This window comes from Massilia sp. DJPM01, from assembly GCF_030348125.1.
In the GTDB taxonomy this organism is placed as follows: Bacteria; Pseudomonadota; Gammaproteobacteria; order Burkholderiales; family Burkholderiaceae_D; genus Telluria_A; species Telluria_A frigida.
Genome location: NZ_JAQOZV010000021.1, coordinates 75,187 through 94,668 on the forward strand (window position 1 = coordinate 75,187; position 19,482 = coordinate 94,668).

Genomic DNA, 19,482 nt, shown 5'->3' on the forward strand with positions numbered 1-19,482 from the left:
CTTACGTACCGCGCAAGGTCTGCAAGGGCGGCTGGCGCAGCACATTGCGCAGCCCGAGCCAGCCGCCGATGATGGCGCACAGCGCGCCCACCACCAGCCCGGCCAGCCACACCATCGGGCTGAAAGTCCAGGGGAACTTGAACTGGTAAGTGGCCAGCGCCCAGCCCAGCGCCGCCGCGCCCGACGCGGCCAGCAAACCGGCCAGCCCGCCCACCAGCGAGAACTCGATCCACTGCGCGCGCGAGAGCTGCTTGCGGGTCGCGCCCAGCGCGCGCAGCAAGCCCGCTTCGCGGGTGCGCTCGTCCTGCGATCCCATCAGCGCCGCGTACAGCACCAGCACCCCGGAGGCCAGGGTGAACATGAACAGGAATTCAACCGCGGCCACCACCTGGTCCAGCACTTCCTGCAACTGGCGGATGATGCCGCTCACGTCGATCACCGTCAGGTTCGGGTAGTCGCGCGTCAGGGCGTTGGTGAAGGTGCTTTGCGCCGCCGGCAGGTGGAAGGCCGTCATGAAGGTTTGCGAGGTTTTCTCCATCGCGGCCGGGTTGATGATCACGAAAAAATTCGCGCGCATCGAGCCCCATTCCAGCTTGCGCAGGCTGGTCACCCTGGCGTCGACCAGGGTGCCGCCGACATCAAAGCGCATCGTGTCGCCCAGTTTCAGGCCGAGCGTCTTGGCGATGCCCTGTTCGACCGAGGCTTCGGCCACGCCCGGCGCATCCTGGTACCAGCGGCCGCCCACGATCTGGTTCGAGGCCGGCAACTCGTTCATGGTCGAGAGGTTGAATTCGCGCTCGGCCAGGCGGCGCGCATTGTCGTCCTGGTACGTGGCGGCGGTGATAGTCTGGCCGTTGACGGCGGTCAGGCGTCCGCGGATCATCGGGAACATCTGCGCTTCGCTGACCTTGGCGGCGGCGATGCGCTGGGCCACTTCGTTTTTCTGGTCGGGCAGGATGTTGATGATGAAGCGGTTCGGCGCGTCCGGCGGGGTGGCGCTGCGCCAGGCCGTCATCAGGTCGCCGCGCACCACGGTCAGCAGCAGCAGGGCCATCAGGCCGAGCGCGAGCGACACCACCTGCACGATGGTGGCGCCCGGGCGGCGCTGCAGCGAGGTGACGGCGAAGCGCCAGCTCTGGTTGTCGATCGCGCCGCGCAGCGTCTTGAGGGCGGCCAGGCCGCCCCAGGCCACCAGCGCGAAAACCGCGAAGCCGCCCAGGAAGCCGGCCGCGGTGGACAGCGCCAGCGTGACGTCGCCCGCCTGCCACAGCATCAGGCCGACGAACACGATCAGGCCCAGGCCGTAGGTGGCCAGCGCCATCGGCTTGGGCGCTGCCTGTTCGCGCCGGATCACGCGGTTGTGCGGCACGTTGCGCAATTGAAGGATCGGCGGCAGCGCAAAGCCGACCAGCAGCAGCATGCCGGTGGCGATGCCTTGCAGCGCCGGCAGGAAGGACACCGGCGGCAGGTCGGTGCTGAGCATGGACCCGATCAGCTGCATCAGTACAAAGTGGCCGCCGAAGCCGGCCAGCACCCCGAGCGCGCTGCCGGCCAGGCCGACCAGGGCGAATTCGATCAGGTACAGCTCGGTCACCTGGTTTTGCGTCAGGCCGAGGCAGCGCAGCATGGCGCAGGCGTCCAGGTGGCGCTGCATGAAGCGGCGCGCAGCCATGGCCACGGCGACCGCCGCCAGCATGGCCGAGAGCAGGCCGACCAGCGACAGGAAGCGGTCGGCGCGGTCGAGCGTGGCGCGCATTTCGGGACGGCCGTTTTCGAGCGACTCGACGCGCACGCCGCGCACCTTGTCCGCCTCGATGCGGGCCGTGATCCATTCTTCAAACGCCTTGACGCTGTTGGTGTCGTTGTTGGACGGCGCGCTCACCTGCAAGCGGTAGGTGACGCGCGAACCGTTCTCGACCAGGCCCGTCGCGGCCAGGTCGGCCAGGGGGAGCATCACGCGCGGCGAAAAATTGGCGAACGAGGGGCCGCGGTCCGGTTCCGAGGCGATCAGCTGGGCGATCGTGAATTCCTTGTCGCCCACGCGCATGCGGCCGCCGACGCCGGTCTTGAGCGCGCTAACGATGTTGGGGTCGACCCACACCGTGCCCGCCGCGGGCGTGCTATCGGTCTTCTGGCCCAGCGCGGCGCTGGCCTGCTCCATGCTGGTGGTGATGCGCAGCTGGCCGCGCAGCGGGTAAGCGGGCGAAACGGCCTTGACCGCCGCCAGCAGCGACACCGATTGCTCGCCCTCGCCGGCCTGCGCCATGCTGGGGAAGGTCACCGTATCGGCCAGCACCAGGCCGCGCTTGACGGCTTCGGCGCGCCAGGCGGGATCGAGCGGCTGGTCGGCATTGACCAGCAGGTCGGCGCCGAGCAGCTGGTGCGCATCGCGATTGAGGCCGCTGCGCATGCGGTCGATGAAGAAACCGACCGCCGACAGCGAAGAGACGGCGATGATCAGGGCGATCAGCAGGAAGCGCAGTTCACCGGCGCGCCAGTCGCGCGCGGTCATTCGAAGCGATTGAATCAGCATGGCGGCGTGGTGATCGATTTAGATGGTGGCGCCAGCGCCGGCACTGACGCTCGCAAAATACTGCTCGACTTCAGCCAGAAAGGCGCGCTTGGCTTCCGGCTCCAGGAAAGAGGCAGTGAAGCTGTTGCGGGCCAGCTGGCGCGCGTGGGCGGCGCTCAGGGGCAGTGCGTCGAACACGGCCAGGAAGTTGGCATTCATGTAGCCGCCGAAGTAAGCCGGGTCGTCCGAATTGACGGTGGCCACCAGGCCGGCGTCGAGCAGGGTCACGAGGTTGTGTTCCTGCATCTCGCCGAACACGCGCAGCTTGACGTTCGACAGCGGGCAAACGGTCAGCGCGATCTGCTCGCGCGCCAGACGGGCGGTCAGTTCCGGGTCTTCCAGGCAGCGCACGCCGTGGTCGATGCGCTCGACATTGAGCACGTCGAGCGCGGTTTCGATGTAGGCCGGCGGACCTTCTTCGCCGGCATGGGCGACCAGGCGCAGGCCGAGCTGGCGGCAGCGCTCGAACACGCGGGTGAATTTTTCGGGCGGATGGCCGCGCTCGGACGAGTCGAGGCCGACGCCGATGATCTTGTCGCGGAAGGGCAAAGCTTCTTCCAGCGTGGCAATGGCGTCATCTTCGCTCAGGTGGCGCAGGAAACACATGATCAGGGTGGCGCTGATGGGGCCATCCTGGCAGGCGCGCCAGATGCCGTCGATCACCGTCTGGAACGGGACGCCGCGCGCGGTGTGGGTTTGCGGGTCGAAAAAGATTTCGGCATGGCGCACATGGTCGGCATGGGCACGCTCAAGGTAGGCCATGGTCATGTCGTAGAAGTCTTGCTCCTTGAGCAAGACGCTGGCGCCCGCATAATAGATGTCGAGGAAGGATTGCAGGTCGCTGAAGGCATAGGCGGCGCGCAACTCTTCCACCGAGCCATAGGCCAGGGAAACACCGTTTCTTTGCGCGAGCGCAAAAATGAGTTCCGGTTCGAGCGAACCTTCGATGTGGATGTGCAATTCCGCCTTGGGCATCTGTTGCACAATATTTCTCATCTGGTCGTTCAGCATCGTATTTCTCCGTCGGTAATGGGTGTGTCGTCAGACAGCAGTGTAGCGCAAGCGCACGCCGCAAGCGCACGCCGCAAGCGCGCCACCGCCAAAGTTCACGGCAGAAAATGTGTGACACGAAAGGCGATTTTCGTGCGCCATCGGACGCCGAGTTCGTGCACTATCCAATCACCTTCGATGCGCGCGATGTTCTTCTCGCATTAGTGCGGGAAACCTTGATCAAGACGACATGCATAACGAACATCCAAGGCAAAAATGAGACAGCGAACATGGACGTAAACATGTCATTTTTCCGTTTTAAATCAACCACTTAAGACAGTTACATCAGCTTACTCTACATTACTTTGACTTCCGGAACTATTAGGCACATAATAAATTTCATAGGCGTAAGTAGACCTTGTCGGCACGCGCAAAATCACCGGAAAAAACCGGTAAAAATAATAAATATCGTTATCCGTTTTTGTTTCAGAAATGCTGGAACGGGAAAGCACGTGACGGTCCAAAAGGAGTACGCCAACGACCAGGGCTGGACAGCACCCCGATGGCACGTCTGCCAGTGACAGTGAAGTAGTGACAGCACATTAAAGGACATTCAAATGACCATTTTTGACAACTACGCAGCTCGCTACGAGCGTACCCGCGAAGAGGAATATTCCCTTTCTGAGTATCTGGCACTGTGCAAGAAGGACAAGCTCACCTATGCCAGCGCGCCGGAACGCATGCTGGCCGCGATCGGCGAGCCGACCCTGGTGGACACGCGCAACGACACGCGCCTGTCGCGCATCTTCGCCAACAAGGTGATCAAGATTTATCCGGCCTTCCGCGATTTCTACGGCACCGAGGAAGTCATCGAGCAGGTGGTGTCGTACTTCCGCCATGCCGCGCAGGGCCTGGAGGAACGCAAGCAGATCCTCTACCTGCTCGGCCCGGTGGGCGGCGGCAAGTCGTCGATCGCCGAAAAACTCAAGGTACTGATGGAACAGGTGCCGTTCTATGCGCTGAAAGGCTCGCCGGTGAACGAATCGCCGCTCGGCCTGTTCAACGAGGAAGAGGATGGCGTCATCCTGGAAGAGGATTACGGCATTCCGCGCCGCTACCTGCGCACCATTCCAAGTCCATGGGCGGTCAAGCGCCTGCACGAATTCAATGGCGACATCAACCAGTTCCGCGTGGTCAGGCGCTACCCCTCGGTGCTCAAGCAGATCGCCATTTCCAAGACCGAACCGGGCGACGAAAACAACCAGGATATTTCTTCGCTGGTTGGCAAGGTCGATATCCGCAAGCTCGAAGATTACGCCCAGGACGATCCGGATGCCTACAGCTACTCCGGCGGCCTGTGCCTGGCCAACCAGGGGCTGATGGAATTCGTCGAGATGTTCAAGGCGCCGATCAAGGTGCTCCATCCCCTGCTGACGGCCACGCAGGAAGGCAATTACAAGGGGACCGAGGGTTTCGGCGCGATTCCTTTCGACGGCATCATCCTGGCGCACTCGAACGAATCGGAGTGGAAAACCTTCCGCAACAACCGCAATAACGAAGCCTTCCTGGACCGGATTTACATCGTCAAGGTACCGTATTGCCTGCGCGTGTCGGACGAAATCAAGATCTACGATAAGCTGATCCGCAATTCCTCGCTCGAGCTGGCCCCGTGCGCGCCGGGCACCATGAAGATGATGGCGCAGTTCGCGATCCTGTCGCGCCTGAAAGACCCGGAAAATTCGAGCGTCTTCTCCAAAATGCTGGTCTACGATGGCGAAAACCTGAAAGACACCGATCCCAAGGCCAAGTCGATGCACGAGTATGTCGATTACGCCGGGGTGGACGAAGGCATGAACGGGCTGTCGACCCGCTTCGCGTTCAAGATTTTGTCGAAGGTCTTCAACTTCGACAATACCGAAGTGGCGGCCAATCCGGTGCACTTGCTGTATGTGCTGGAGCAGCAGATCGAGCGCGAGCAGTTTCCGCCCGAAACCGAGCAGCGCTACTTTTCCTATATCAAGGAGCACCTGGCGCAGCGCTATGTCGAGTTCATCGGCAAGGAAATCCAGACCGCTTACCTGGAAAGCTATTCGGAATACGGCCAGAATATTTTCGACCGCTACGTGACCTTCGCCGACTTCTGGATCCAGGACCAGGAATTCCGCGATCCCGACACCGGTGAAAGCTTCGACCGCGATTCGCTCAACAACGAGCTGGAAAAGATCGAAAAGCCGGCCGGGATCAGCAATCCCAAGGATTTCCGCAACGAGATCGTCAACTTCGGCTTGCGTGCGCGGGCGACCAACGGCGGCAAGAATCCGGCCTGGACCAGCTATGAAAAGTTCCGCACCGTGATCGAGAAAAAGATGTTCTCGAATACCGAGGAACTGCTGCCGGTCATTTCGTTCAATGCCAAGGCCAGCGCCGAGGATGCGAACAAGCACGCCGATTTCGTGGCGCGCATGGTGGAAAAAGGATATACCGCCAAGCAGGTGCGCCTGCTGTGCGAATGGTATCTGCGCGTGCGCAAGTCGTCGTAAGTCGGCCTTTGGCGGGCTGTCATGGTCCGCCTGGCCGCCACGGCGCCCGCCAGGCGCAAACAGGATTTGAAGCAGGAGGCCCGTTTTGACTTACCTCATCGACCGACGCTTGCAAGGCAAGAACAAGTCAGCGATCAACCGAGAGCGCTTCCTCCGGCGATACAAAAGCCAGATCAAGGACGCTGTCGGGCGCGCCATCAAGGGGCGCTCGATCACCGATATTGAAAATGGCGAGAAGGTATCGATTCCCGTCAAGGATGTGAACGAACCGAATTTCGGCCACGCCCACGGCGGCGTGTGGGAAACCATCAACCCCGGCAACAAGGAATACCAGAAGGGCGACCAGTTCAGCCGGCCCAAGGGCGGCGGCGGAGCGGGACGCGGCAAGGCCGGCAACAGCGACCAGCAATCGGAAGACGATTTCATCTTCGAGCTCTCGCGCGAAGAATTCATGAATTACTTCTTCGAAGACCTGGAATTGCCGAACATGGTCAAGACCCAGCTGACCGCGACCACGGAATTCAAGAACCAGCGCGCCGGCTACAATATGTCGGGCACGCCGTCGAATATCCACGTGCTGCGCTCGCTGCGCGGGGCGCTGGGACGGCGCATCGCGGTCGGCGGCAGTTCGCGCAAGGCGGTGCTGCAAGCCGAGAGCGAACTGATCGAACTGCTGGAAGAAGGCACGCCGCTGGACGATCCGCGCGTGGTCGAACTCAAGCGCCTGATCCATCATCTGCACACCAAGCTGCTGGCGATTCCCTTCATCGACCCGTTCGACCTGCGCTACAGCAACCGCATCAAGGTGCCCAAGCCGATGACGCAAGCGGTGATGTTCTGCATCATGGACGTGTCGGGCTCGATGGACGAGACGCGCAAGGATACCGCCAAGCGCTTCTTCATCCTGCTGTACCTGTTCCTCAAGCGCGCCTACGACAAGATCGAGGTGGTGTTCATCCGCCATCACACGGCCGCGTCCGAAGTGGACGAGGAAGAATTCTTCCATTCGCGCGAATCGGGCGGCACCGTGGTGTCCTCGGCCCTGCACCTGCTGACCAAGATTATCGGCGAGCGCTACGGCAGCGGCGAGTGGAACAGTTACGTCGCCCAAGCGTCGGACGGCGACAACTGGGACAACGATTCGCTGCTGTGCAAGCAGCTGCTGATCAACACCATCATGCCGTCGGTCCAGTATTACACCTATGTGGAAATCACCGATGGCCCGCCGCAGAACCTGTGGGAGCAGTACGCCGAAGTGTCGGATCACCATGCGAACTTTGCGATGCAAAAAATTGTCACGCCGGCCGACATCTATCCGGTCTTCCGTGAACTATTCAAGAAGCAGCCTAAATAGTTAACTCGTCGGCACCAGGAGAACCAGCCATGCCAAGAGACCCCAAACACCCGCGCGCCTTGCCCGAGCAGTCGGAATGGACTTTCGACCTGATCGAGCACGCGCACGAAGAAATCCGCCGTGTCGCCAAGAAATTCGGCCTCGACACTTACCCCAACCAGCTCGAAATCATCACCGCCGAGCAAATGATGGATGCCTACACCTCGGTCGGCATGCCGGTGTCCTACAACCACTGGTCCTTCGGCAAGCATTTCCTGTCCACGGAAAAAAGCTACAAGCGCGGCCAGATGGGCCTGGCGTACGAGATCGTCATCAACTCGAACCCCTGCATCGCTTACCTGATGGAAGAGAATAGCCTGACCATGCAGGCGCTGGTGATCGCGCACGCTGCTTACGGGCACAATTCATTTTTCAAAGGCAACTACCTGTTCCGCACCTGGACCGATGCCGACGCCATCGTCGACTATATGGTGTTCGCCAAGAACTACATTGCCGAATGCGAACAGCGCTACGGCATCGATGCGGTCGAACTGCTGCTCGATTCCTGCCATGCGCTGCAAAACTATGGCGTGGACCGCTACAAGCGCCCCGCCAAACTCTCGATGGCGCAAGAAAATGCGCGCCAGAAAGAACGCGAGGAATATGCCCAGTCCCAGGTCAACGCCCTGTGGCGCACGGTGCCGCGGCGCGACGAGGAAGCGGCCGATGTCGCGATCCCGCGCTTCCCGCCCGAGCCCGAAGAAAACTTGCTGTACTTCATAGAAAAGTATGCGCCCCTGCTCGAACCCTGGCAGCGCGAAATGGTGCGCATCACGCGCAAGATTTCCCAATACTTTTATCCGCAGCGCCAGACCCAGGTCATGAACGAGGGCTGGGCCACCTTCTGGCACTACACGATTTTGCAGGAACTATATAAAGAGGGCATCGTCGGCGATGGCTTCATGATGGAGTTCCTGCAAAGCCACACCAACGTCGTGTACCAGCCGCCCGCCACCAGCCAGTATTACAGCGGCATCAATCCGTACGCGCTCGGCTTTGCCATGATGAGCGATATCCGCCGCATCTGCGAAGAGCCGACCCAGGAAGACCGCGACTGGTTCCCCGCGATTGCCGGCACCGACTGGCAGGTGGCGCTCGACTTTGCGATGCGCAATTTCAAAGATGAAAGTTTCATTGCTCAATACCTATCGCCGAAGCTGATCCGCGACTTCCATTTCTTCGCCGTGCTCGACGACGACAAGAATGAAAAGCTGACCATCTCGGCCATCCACGACGAACGCGGCTACCGCTACGTGCGCCAGCAGCTGGCCGAACAGTACAACCTGGGCAACCGCGAACCGAATATCCAGGTCTGGCAAGTCAACACGCGCGATGACCGGGCACTGACCTTGCGCCATACCCAGTTCCAGCGCCGCCCGCTCAACCAGCACGCCCAGGAAGTGCTCAAGCACGTGGCGCGCCTGTGGGGCTTCGACGTCCACCTGGACACTGTGGACCCGTCCGGCACCATCCTCAGCAGCCTGGAGTGCAAGCGCGAGAAGCGCACCCGCGCCTGAGCCGCCAGCCGGTGGAAGTCCGGCTGCCGGGTCCTCCACCCGGTCCTACCAGATGAGCGCAACAGAATCGTCCATGCCCGCGCAAAAAAGACTGGTACGCGCGCATCAATATGCTATATTGCTGACGTGATGACAGTCATTAGCCAGGCGCATAGCTTGGCGCGCCAGGCTGGTCCGGCATCTCCGCGATGCCGCCCTTTCCGGCGCTGCGCAGCCAGCATTTCGACAGCAAGTTCCCGGATGCGCAACCGTGGCTTTCAACAGGACGCCCTCCCTCCATGAAACTGGTTATGGTTAGCATCATCGCCACGGCGGGGGTCGAATGTTATTTGGCGCGATGTCAGCAAGTTGTAAGGAATATTCGCTTCAATCGAGTGTTTCCCTCACGTTGTACGGTTTCAACATGCCCTTCACATTATAGTATTGCTTTTTTTACCAGAAGATGCAGGTCCGGGCTCTAGCGAGGCTTTGACAATCGTTTTCACACTCTGAATCACACCGTTTTGGAGCTGTAAAAATGTGTGGTAAAAAAAGGATTCGTAGGTATAATTCGCCGACGTCCCGGATGCGGCTCAAGGTCTTGTCGTGTTTTGTGGGTTTAGTAGCAACAAAAAGAGTTGGTATTGGAGAAAGCAGGCATGAATTTTTCGCATGATAAGAACCCCGGGAAGAATTTCACTGGCATTGCGGTCGTTATCGCTATTCACGCATTGGTGGCTTGGGGGATCGTAAGCGGTCTTGGCACCCGTATGGTCACGAAAATGGCTGAAGCAGTGGAAACCAAGATCGTCGAAGAGGTCAAACCTCCTCCTCCGCCGGATGTTCCGCCACCGCCACCGCCGCCTGAAATGAAGGCGCCTCCGCCTCCATTTATTCCGCCGGTCGAAGTGAACGTTCAACAACCGGTACCGGTGCAGAACACGATCGCCGCGGCGACCAATGTCAAGCCGACCACGACGGAACTGCCACGCCCGACAACCCCAGCGCCTCCTGCACCACCAGCGCCGGCTAATCCAAATCCCGTCCGCGTCGCAGCGGTCGCCGATTTCAACACTTGCGCCAAACCGGAGTTTCCAAAAGCTTCCCTGCGTAATGAAGAAACCGGTACGGTAACCTTGTCTTTCCTGATTGGTGTTGACGGTCGCGTCGCCGATTCGAAGATCGTGAAGTCGAGCGGCTTCCGCGATCTGGACAAAGCGGCGCAGGCCGGTATTAGTAAATGCAAGTTCAAGCCAACCATGGTTGATGGCAAGCCGGAACAAGCGTGGATGCAAATGCAATACGTCTGGACGCTGGATTAAGAACCGAGGCGGCAGTTTAGTCTCACTACTGTGATTTTCGTTGTCATTATGTTCAGCGAACTGATTATTTTATAAATTTGGAGGAAGCATGTTTAAGAATACCCGTTTGTCCGCTGCACTGGCGGCTGTCCTGTTCTCGGTTACAGCAGCTACGGCGCTGGTCTCCGCACCAGCTTTCGCTGACGCTCCTGCTCCAGCGGCAGCCCCTGCAGCAGACGCAGCGGCTCCAGCTGCGGCACCAGCTCCAGAAGCGGCTGCACCAGCAGCGCCGGCAGCTGAAGCTCCAGCAGTCAAAGAAGGCGAAAAAGAAGCGGTGCATAACCCGTACGGTATCGAAGCACTCTGGGCTGAAGGCGACTTCGTTTCCAAAGGCACGCTGATCATCCTGTCGCTGATGTCCATGGGTTCGTGGTACATCCTGATCACCAAGCTGATCGACCAGGCCAAGATCTTCAAGCAATCGAAAGAAGCCCAGGCCAAGTTCTGGAAAGCATCGTCGATCGCAGCTGGTTCGGCTACCCTGAAAGAAGGCAGCCCATTCCGCTTCATCGCTGAAACCGGCACCAAGGCAACCAACCACCACGACGGCGCCCTGCTTGAGCAGATCGACCTGTCGACCTGGGTGACGATGTCGGTCCAGCGCGCTGTTGACAAAGTTCAATCGCGTCTGCAAGACGGCCTGTCGTTCCTGGCAACCGTTGGCTCGACCGCACCGTTTATCGGTCTGTTCGGTACGGTGTGGGGTATTTACAATGCGCTGACCGCCATCGGCATGTCGGGTAACGCATCGATCGATAAAGTTGCAGGTCCGGTGGGTGAAGCGCTGATCATGACCGCGTTCGGTCTGTTCGTTGCGGTTCCTGCGGTTCTGGGTTACAACTGGCTGGTTCGTCGTAACAAGTCGGCGATGGAAGATGTCCGCTCGTTCAGCGCTGACGTTCACTCGGTCCTGATTTCGGGTGCCATGTCGACGAGCGAAGCTGGCCGTGCTGCCGGCGCGAAAAAGATCGGATAATTCACCATGTCCATGAGCGTCGGCTCCGATAGCGGAGAAGAAGATGCAGTCATGTCAGAAATCAACACGACGCCGCTTGTCGACATCATGTTGGTTCTGCTGATTATCTTCTTGATTACGAGCCCGGTGGTTCTGAAGCTGCAAAAGATCGCGTTACCTTCGGAAACCAACCAGGCATTGAAACCTAAGCCAACCACGGTGAACATCGTCGTCAATAAAGAAGGCGACATGTACTGGAATCAGACCCGTCTGAACGACACGACCGAGCTGTTCGAGTTCCTGAAAAAGGAATCCGTCAAGCTGCCGCAACCAGAAGTGCACGTACGCGGCGATCAACAGACGCGTTACGAGTTCATCGGCAAGGTGATCTTCACGGCACAGCGTGCTGGGATTCAGAAGGTCGGCTTCATCACGGAACCACCAGATAAAACTGGCGGCACCCGCTAAGAGCCCTCCTTCGGCAGGGCGCGGGACCAGCGGCACCGGTCCCGCGCCTTACGGGTTCCAACATTAGAAAAGGAAACATCATGAGTATGAATGTCGGTTCCCCCGCCGCCGGTGCGGATCCGGAACCAATGATGGAAATGAACATGACCCCCTTGATCGACGTTATGTTGGTCTTGATTATCATGTTGATCATCACGATTCCGAAACAGAACCACTCGGTCAATCTGAACATGCCTGTCGGTCCGGCCTCGACACCGCCAGTACCACCGGTGGTCATCACGGTTGACGTCGACTTCGATGGCACGATTTTGTGGAACAACGAGGTCGTCGCTGACCGTCCTGCCCTGGAAGCGAAGATGAACGCCATCTCGTCCATGCCAGATGCGGATCAGCCGGAAGTGCATCTGCGCCCTAACAAGCTGGTCGAGTACAAGTATGTTGCTGGCGTGATGGCAACTGCCCAGCGTCTGGGTGTGAAAAAGATCGGTATGGTTGGTAACGAACAGTTCCAATAAGCGCTATTGCTAATTGACGATACGGCAGGGTAAACCTGCCGTTTCGCTTTTGATTGAAAGAGTCCCAATGATCAAGTTTCGTCTCGCACATCTCGGCCTCGCCATGGCCGCTCTTGGCTTTACCGCAGCAACGCCCGTCCTCGGTCTGTCCACTGCTTACGCGGCAGAAGCCGTGCGCCCGGAAATCGGTGGCCCTTTGCAAGCTGCCCAGAAAATGATGCAAGCCGGACGCGCGAAGGATGCGCTGAACGAACTGCGCAAGCTCGACGGTAAAAACCCGACCGGCAATGAGCAATACCTGATCGAACGCGTGCGCGCTGCCGCCGCCTCGACCGCCGGCGACTACGATACCGCCGCCCGCTCCTTTGAAAAACTGATCGACTCGGGCAAACTGTCCGCCGGCGAACGCGCCAGTTTCTCCGAAGGCTTGATCGGCATTTACATGCGCGCCAAGGAATTCGGCAAGGCCAACGCCGCCATCCAGCGCGCGCTCAAGGAGCGCGACGATCCGAAGCTGCGCGCCTACCTGATCCAGAATTACATGGCGATGGGTAACACCGCCGAAGCCACCAGGCTGCTCGAAGCGGACCTGCGCTCGTATGACAAATCCGGCCGCACCCCGCCGGAAGAACCGCTGCAAATGATGGCCAACCTGCAGATCAAGAACCCCGACAAATCCGGTTACGTCGCGACGATCGAAAAGCTCGCCGCCCACTATCCGAAGTCCAGCTACTGGGCCGACCTGCTGAACCGCATCACCAGCAAGCCTGGCTTCGCCGACCGCCTGAAGGTCGACGTGGCGCGCCTGCAATTGGCCAACAACCTGCTGAAAAAGCCGAACGATTACATGGAACTGGCACAGCTGGTCCTGCGCGATGGCGCCGCTGCCGAATCGGTCAAGATCGTCGACAAGGGCTACAAAGCCGGCATCCTGGGTGTGGGCGCCGATGCGCCGCGTCACCAGCGCCTGAAAGACCTGGCCGACAAGACTTTGGCCGACTTCAACAAGAACCTCGCCACCACCGAAGCCTCGCTGCAAAAGGTCGCCGATAACGACGGCCTGGTGAGCCTGGGCTATGCCATGGTGCAAGCCGGCCAGGCCGACAAGGGCCTGGCGCTGATGGAAAAATCCATCGCCGCCGGTAACCTCAAGCGTCCTGACGATGCCAAGCTGCGCCTGGGCCAGGCCTACGCCGCCGCCGGCCAGAAAGCCAAAGCCATCTCCACCCTCAAATCGGTGGGCGGCAAGGACGGCACGGCCGAACTGGCGCGCTACTGGATCATGGCCATCAACCATCCAATGGCTTGATCGTCACCGCTTCACCGTCGTTCCACTGAAAAGCGCTGTCTGCATCTTGCAGGCAGCGCTTTTTAGCTTTGAACGTATAATCGCTGTTTCGATTATGTTGGCCTGTTCATGCACAGTCATCCCAAGAGCACCCTATGAAGGTTTTTCGCGGACTTCCCAACGACAGGGCGCGCGCGCCCTGCGCGCTCACGATCGGTAACTTTGACGGTGTCCATCGCGGCCACCAGGCATTGTTGGCGCGCGTGTGCGCGGCCGCCTCCGACCTGGGACTGGAAGCGGCAGTGATGACGTTCGAGCCGCACCCGCGCGAATTTTTCGCGCGCCGCGCCGGCGACCTGTCGAAAGCGCCGAACCGCATCGCCAACCTGCGCGACAAGCTGCAATCGCTCTCGAACGCCGGCATCGACCGCGTCATCGTCGAACACTTCAACGAACACTTCGCCGCCATTTCGCCCCAGGATTTTGTGGAGCGCGTGCTGGTCGACGGCCTGCACGTCAAGTGGCTGATGGTGGGCGACGATTTCTGCTTCGGCGCGCGGCGCGCCGGCACGGTCGCCATGCTGGTCGACGCAGGCAAGCGCCACGGCTTTCATGTCGAAACCCTGCCCACGGTGATGCACGGGGCCCAGCGCATTTCCTCGTCGGCGGTGCGCAGCGCGCTGGCCGCGGGCGACTTCGACCAGGCTGGCCAGCTGCTCGGCCATCCCTACGCCATGTCCGGCCACGTGATCCACGGCCAGAAGCTGGGCCGCACGCTGGGCTTCCCGACGCTCAATTTGCGCGTCGCGCACCGCCCTGCCCTGTCGGGCATCTTCATCGTCCAGGTGCATGGCCTGGGGCCCGAACCTCTGCCCGCCGTGGCCAGCCTGGGCGTGCGCCCCACCGTCGACGACAGCGGCCGCGTGCTCCTGGAAGTGCACGTGTTCGACTTCGCCCAGTCCTGCTACGGCAAGATGGTGCGCGTCGAATTCCTGGAAAAGATACGCGACGAAGAAAAGTACATCGACCTGGCCACCCTGACCGCTGCGATCACGCGCGACAGCGACCAGGCGCGCGCCTGGTTCGCGCGGCGCGCCGCCGCCCTCACCGCCACCGACCGAATTTGACGCCGCATCGCAGTTAGCTGCCCCCGCGTCACGATCCAAGACACCCAGATACACCTCCTTGAAGAAAAATATGTCCGACAATAGCCAAACCAGCAAACCAGAGCAGAACCAGCAAGCCCCACAGGCCGCCAAAAAAGACGGCAAAAAGGACGCCAAGCCGGTCAGCAAATACCCGGTCAATATGACCGACACCCCGTTCCCGATGCGCGGCGACCTCGCCAAGCGCGAACCGGGCTGGGTCAAGCAATGGCAGGACAAAAAAATCTATGAGCGCGTGCGCAAGGCAGCCAAGGGCCGTCCGATGTTCGTGCTGCACGACGGCCCGCCATACGCCAACGGCGACATCCACCTCGGCCACGCCGTCAACAAGATCTTGAAAGACATGGTCGTCAAATCGCGCGGCATCGCCGGCTTCGACGCGCCCTACGTGCCGGGTTGGGATTGCCACGGCATGCCGATCGAAATCCAGATCGAAAAACTGCACGGCAAAAACCTGCCGACCGCCGACGTGCTGACCAAGGCACGCGCCTACGCGCTCGAACAGGTCGACCGCCAGCGCGCCGGCTTCATTCGCCTGGGCGTGCTCGGCGAATGGGACAACCCCTATATGACGATGGCCTTTCGCAACGAGGCCGATGAACTGCGCTCGCTCGGCACCCTGCTCGACAAAGGCTATGTGTACCGCGGCCTGAAACCGGTGAACTGGTGCTTCGATTGCGGCTCGGCCCTGGCCGAAGCGGAAGTCGAATACCAGGACAAGCGCGATCCGGCCATCGACGTCGGCTTCCCCTTCGCCCAGCACGACAGACTGGCCGCCGCCTTTGGCCTGCCCGCACTGCCGGCCGGCGACGGTTTCATCGTCATCTGGACCACCACGCCATGGACCATCCCGTCCAACCAGGCACTGAACGTCAATCCGGAAGTGAGCTACGCGCTGGTCGAGACCACGCGCGACGGCAAGCCGCTGCTGCTGATCCTGGCGGCCGACCTGGTCGAATCGTGCCTGCTGCGCTACAAGCTCGAAGGCAAAGTGATTGCCACCTGCCTGGGCCAGGCCCTGGAAGGCATCGGTTTCAAGCACCCGCTGCACGCGGCCGATGCGTTTTTCGACCGCCTCTCGCCAATGTACCTGGCCGACTACGTCACCACCGAAAGCGGCACCGGCGTGGTTCACTCGGCGCCCGCCTACGGCCTGGACGACTTCATTTCGTGCAAGGCGCACGGCATGCAGGACGACCAGATCCTGACCCCGGTGATGGGCGACGGCCGCTTTGCCTCGACCCTGCCGCTGTTCGGCGGCCTGACCATCTGGGAAGCGTCCAAGCCGATCTGCGCCGCGCTGACCGATGCCGGCGCCCTGTTCGAACTGAAGATGTTCGACCACAGCTACATGCACTGCTGGCGCCACAAGACCCCGATCGTCTACCGCGCCACCTCGCAATGGTTCGCCGGCATGGACGTCACGCCGAAAGACGGCGGCCCGACCCTGCGCGAAACGGCCCTCAAGGGCATCACCGAAACCCGCTTCTTCCCGGACTGGGGCCAGGCGCGCCTGCACGGCATGATCGAGAACCGTCCCGACTGGACCCTGTCGCGCCAGCGCCAGTGGGGCGTGCCGATGGCCTTCTTCCTGCACAAGGAAACCGGCCAGCTGCACCCGCGCACCCCGGAGCTGCTGGAGAGAATTGCGAAGATGTTCGAAGAACGCGGCATCGATGCCTGGCTCGATATCGAACCAAAGGACCTGCTGGGCGATGAAGCCGACATGTACGTCAAGAACAAGGACACGCTCGACGTCTGGTTCGATTCCGGCTGCACCCACCAGACCGTGCTGCGCGGCTCGCACGCGGCCCAGTCGCACTTCCCGGCCGACCTGTACCTCGAAGGCTCGGACCAGCACCGCGGCTGGTTCCATTCGTCGCTGCTGACGTCCTCCATGCTCAATGGCTGCCCGCCGTACAAAGCGCTGCTCACGCACGGCTTCACGGTCGACGCCGAGGGCAAGAAGATGTCCAAGTCGCTCGGTAACACCATGGCGCCGCAAAAAATCTCCGACACCCTGGGCGCCGACATCCTGCGCCTGTGGGTCGCCTCGACCGATTACACGGGCGAGCTGTCGATCTCCGAAGAGATCCTCAAGCGCGTGACCGAATCGTACCGCCGCATCCGCAACACCCTGCGCTTCCTGCTCGCGAACACCTCCGACTTCGACCACGCCAAGCACGCGCTGCCGAACGCCGAGCTGCTGGAGATCGACCGCTACGCCATCGCCGCCATGGCCGCGCTGCAAAACGACATCGCCAGCCACTACGAGCGCTACGAGTTCCACCCGGTCGTCTCCAAGCTGCAAAACTACTGCTCGGAAGACCTGGGCGGCTTCTACCTCGACATCCTCAAGGACCGCCTGTACACGTCCGCCGTCGATTCGCCGGCGCGCCGCTCGGCCCAGACCGCGCTGTGGCACATCACGCAAAGCCTGCTGCGCGTGATGGCCCCGATGCTCAGCTTCAGCGCCGAGGAAGCGTGGGCCGTGTTTGCCGACGCCGACGCCTTTGCAGCCAGCGACGAAACCATCTTCACGCAAACCTTCTGGACCCTGCCCGACGTGGCCGACGGCGCCGCGCTGCTGGACAAATACGCCACCTTGCGCGCCGTGCGTACCGACGTCACCAAGCAGCTCGAAGAATTGCGCGTGTCGGGCGCCATCGGTTCGTCGCTGCAGGCCGAGCTGACCATCAAGGCCAGCGCCGTCAAGTACCGCCTGCTGGCCAGCCTGGAAGACGATCTCAAATTCGTCTTCATCACCTCGCAGGCGCGCGTGACCGAAGTGGCCGACGAAGCCGCCGAAGCGATCGAGGTGGCCGCGTCGGCCGCGCCGAAATGCGAGCGTTGCTGGCATTACCGCGCCGACGTCGGCACCCACGCCGAGCACGCGGGCCTGTGCGGCCGCTGCTTCAGCAATTTGTTCGGCAGCGGCGAGAAGCGCGCCTTCGCGTAAACAATAACAAGACACCATCCCATGGCAACCAAAAAGAAACAGCTGTTCTCGTCCGCGCCGCAAGGCGGTTCCGGCATGATGCCCTGGCTGGGCATCGCCGCCATCGTGATCCTGCTCGACCAGCTGACCAAGATCGCGATCCAGAAAACCTTCACGTTCGGCGAGGAAAAGGTCATCACCTCCTTCTTCAACCTGGTGCTGGCGTATAACAAGGGGGCCGCGTTCGGCTTCCTGAACAGCCAGCCCGGGTGGCAGCGCTACTTCTTCACCGGGATTGCGGTCATCGCGGTCGGCTTCATCCTGTACATGTTGAAGCGCCATGCCGGCCAGCGCCTGTTCTGCTGGGCACTGGCGCTGATCATGGGCGGCGCCATCGGCAATGCGATCGACCGCCTGGCCTACGGCCATGTGGTCGATTTCCTCGACTTCCACGTCGCCAGCTTTGGCCACTTCCCGGCCTTTAACGTCGCCGACAGCGCCATTTGCGTGGGCGCCGCGCTGTTCATCTTCGACGAGCTGCGGCGCGTAAACCGGCAATAAGGAGAACGCGATGACGATGGACCTGCAAGGCAAGAAAATCGTGCTCGGCCTGTCGGGTGGGGTAGCCTGCTACAAGGCGGCGGACCTGTGCCGCGCGCTCATCAAGCAGGGCGCCTCGGTGCAGGTGGTCATGACCGACGCCGCCACCCACTTCATCACGGCGGTGACGATGCAGGCCCTGTCGGGCCATCCGGTCCACACCGACCAGTGGGATCCACGCGTGGCCAACAACATGGCCCACATCGACCTCACGCGCGGTGCCGACGCGATCCTGATCGCGCCCTGCTCGGCCGACTTCATGCGCAAACTCGCGCACGGCGTGTGCGACGACCTGCTCTCGACCCTGTGCCTGGCGCGCCCGCAGCGCGTGCCGCTGCTGGTCGCCCCGGCCATGAATGTCGAGATGTGGGAAAACCCCGCCACCGGCCGCAATGCCGCCCAGCTGCGCGCGGACGGCATCAGCATCTTCGGCCCGGCCGCCGGCGAACAGGCTTGCGGCGAAACGGGTCTGGGCCGCATGCTGGAGCCAAGCGACCTGCTCGACGAAGTCATCGCCTCGTTCCAGGCCAAGGTCCTGGCGGGCAAGCGCGTCCTGATCACCGCCGGACCGACGTTCGAGGCGATCGACCCGGTGCGCGGCATCACCAATCTGTCGTCCGGAAAAATGGGCTATGCGATTGCCCGCGCCGCGCGCGAAGCGGGAGCCGAGGTCACCCTCATCTCCGGCCCGACCGCGCTGGCCACGCCGCACGGGGTGCGCCGCACCGACGTGCAAAGCGCGCGCCAGATGCACGACGCCGTGATGAACGCCGTCGGCGGCCAGCATGTGTTCATCAGCGTGGCGGCGGTGGCCGACTGGCGCGTGGCCAATGCCAGCGCACAGAAAATGAAAAAGCAGGACGACGGCGCCACGCCCAGCCTGCAGTTCGAACAGAACGCCGACATCCTCGCCTCGGTCGCCGCCACCACCTCGCTATCGGGCTGGCCGTACTGCGTCGGCTTTGCCGCCGAATCGGAGAACCTGGTCGAATACGGCGCCATCAAGCGCGAGAAAAAAGGCATTCCCCTTTTGGTCGGCAATATCGGCCACCACACCTTCGGCCAGGACGACAACAGCATCATGCTGTTCGACGACCAGGGCCACACCGTCCTGCCGCGCGCCGACAAGCTCACCCTGGCGCGCCAGCTCATTTCAGAAATCGCAAAGCGCATCGAACAGCGCTCCCTGCTCAAGTAAAA

General features: G+C 61.3%; 14 protein-coding genes. 12 read left to right on the forward strand and 2 right to left on the reverse strand.

Annotation, left to right across the window (positions count from 1 at the left end; genetic code table 11):
• Window position 1: 1 nt before the first annotated feature.
• Window positions 2–2,533 carry an ABC transporter permease gene (locus tag PO883_RS15520; RefSeq protein ID WP_289310573.1) on the reverse strand — a complete coding sequence of 844 codons (2,532 nt, stop codon included), beginning with the start codon at window positions 2,531–2,533 and terminating at the stop codon, window positions 2–4.
• Window positions 2,534–2,551: 18 nt separating this feature from the next.
• The gene (locus tag PO883_RS15525) at window positions 2,552–3,583 is read right to left on the reverse strand and encodes an adenosine deaminase (protein ID WP_289310574.1); all 1,032 of its coding nucleotides are present in this window, start codon (window positions 3,581–3,583) and stop codon (window positions 2,552–2,554) included.
• 596 nt (window positions 3,584–4,179) lie between these two features.
• Between PO883_RS15525 and PO883_RS15530 the strand changes: the two genes are divergently transcribed.
• The 12 genes from PO883_RS15530 (at window position 4,180) to coaBC (ending at window position 19,480) form a co-directional block, all read left to right on the forward strand.
• Window positions 4,180–6,102 (forward strand): PrkA family serine protein kinase, encoded by a 1,923-nt coding sequence (locus tag PO883_RS15530; protein ID WP_289310575.1) that lies wholly within the window; start codon window positions 4,180–4,182, stop codon window positions 6,100–6,102.
• 85 nt (window positions 6,103–6,187) lie between these two features.
• Window positions 6,188–7,456, forward strand: a complete 1,269-nt coding sequence (locus PO883_RS15535) for a YeaH/YhbH family protein (protein WP_289310576.1) — start codon at window positions 6,188–6,190, stop codon at window positions 7,454–7,456.
• 29 nt (window positions 7,457–7,485) lie between these two features.
• Complete coding sequence (locus PO883_RS15540) at window positions 7,486–9,012, forward strand: SpoVR family protein (protein WP_289310577.1); 1,527 nt, start codon at window positions 7,486–7,488, stop codon at window positions 9,010–9,012.
• A gap of 638 nt (window positions 9,013–9,650) precedes the next feature.
• Complete coding sequence (locus PO883_RS15545) at window positions 9,651–10,313, forward strand: energy transducer TonB (protein ID WP_167087908.1); 663 nt, start codon at window positions 9,651–9,653, stop codon at window positions 10,311–10,313.
• Between the two features lie 88 nt (window positions 10,314–10,401).
• On the forward strand, window positions 10,402–11,328 hold the full coding sequence (locus PO883_RS15550) for a MotA/TolQ/ExbB proton channel family protein (RefSeq protein ID WP_289310578.1): 927 nt from the start codon (window positions 10,402–10,404) through the stop codon (window positions 11,326–11,328).
• Window positions 11,329–11,334: 6 nt separating this feature from the next.
• Window positions 11,335–11,775, forward strand: coding sequence for a biopolymer transporter ExbD (locus tag PO883_RS15555; RefSeq protein ID WP_099875535.1), 441 nt, complete (start codon window positions 11,335–11,337; stop codon window positions 11,773–11,775).
• Window positions 11,776–11,855: 80 nt separating this feature from the next.
• Window positions 11,856–12,290 carry a biopolymer transporter ExbD gene (locus tag PO883_RS15560; RefSeq protein WP_289310579.1) on the forward strand — a complete coding sequence of 145 codons (435 nt, stop codon included), beginning with the start codon at window positions 11,856–11,858 and terminating at the stop codon, window positions 12,288–12,290.
• Window positions 12,291–12,357: 67 nt separating this feature from the next.
• Entirely contained in the window at window positions 12,358–13,599 is a 1,242-nt protein-coding gene (locus PO883_RS15565) for a lipopolysaccharide assembly protein LapB (protein WP_289310580.1), read from the forward strand.
• 134 nt (window positions 13,600–13,733) lie between these two features.
• Window positions 13,734–14,705, forward strand: a complete 972-nt coding sequence (locus tag PO883_RS15570; protein ID WP_289310581.1) for a bifunctional riboflavin kinase/FAD synthetase — start codon at window positions 13,734–13,736, stop codon at window positions 14,703–14,705.
• 70 nt (window positions 14,706–14,775) lie between these two features.
• Entirely contained in the window at window positions 14,776–17,703 is a 2,928-nt protein-coding gene (gene ileS, locus PO883_RS15575) for an isoleucine--tRNA ligase (RefSeq protein ID WP_289310582.1), read from the forward strand.
• A 21-nt stretch (window positions 17,704–17,724) separates the two neighbouring features.
• The gene (lspA, locus tag PO883_RS15580; RefSeq protein ID WP_289310583.1) at window positions 17,725–18,243 is read left to right on the forward strand and encodes a signal peptidase II; all 519 of its coding nucleotides are present in this window, start codon (window positions 17,725–17,727) and stop codon (window positions 18,241–18,243) included.
• A gap of 16 nt (window positions 18,244–18,259) precedes the next feature.
• Window positions 18,260–19,480 carry a bifunctional phosphopantothenoylcysteine decarboxylase/phosphopantothenate--cysteine ligase CoaBC gene (gene coaBC / locus PO883_RS15585; RefSeq protein ID WP_289310601.1) on the forward strand — a complete coding sequence of 407 codons (1,221 nt, stop codon included), beginning with the start codon at window positions 18,260–18,262 and terminating at the stop codon, window positions 19,478–19,480.
• Window positions 19,481–19,482 lie beyond the last annotated feature (2 nt).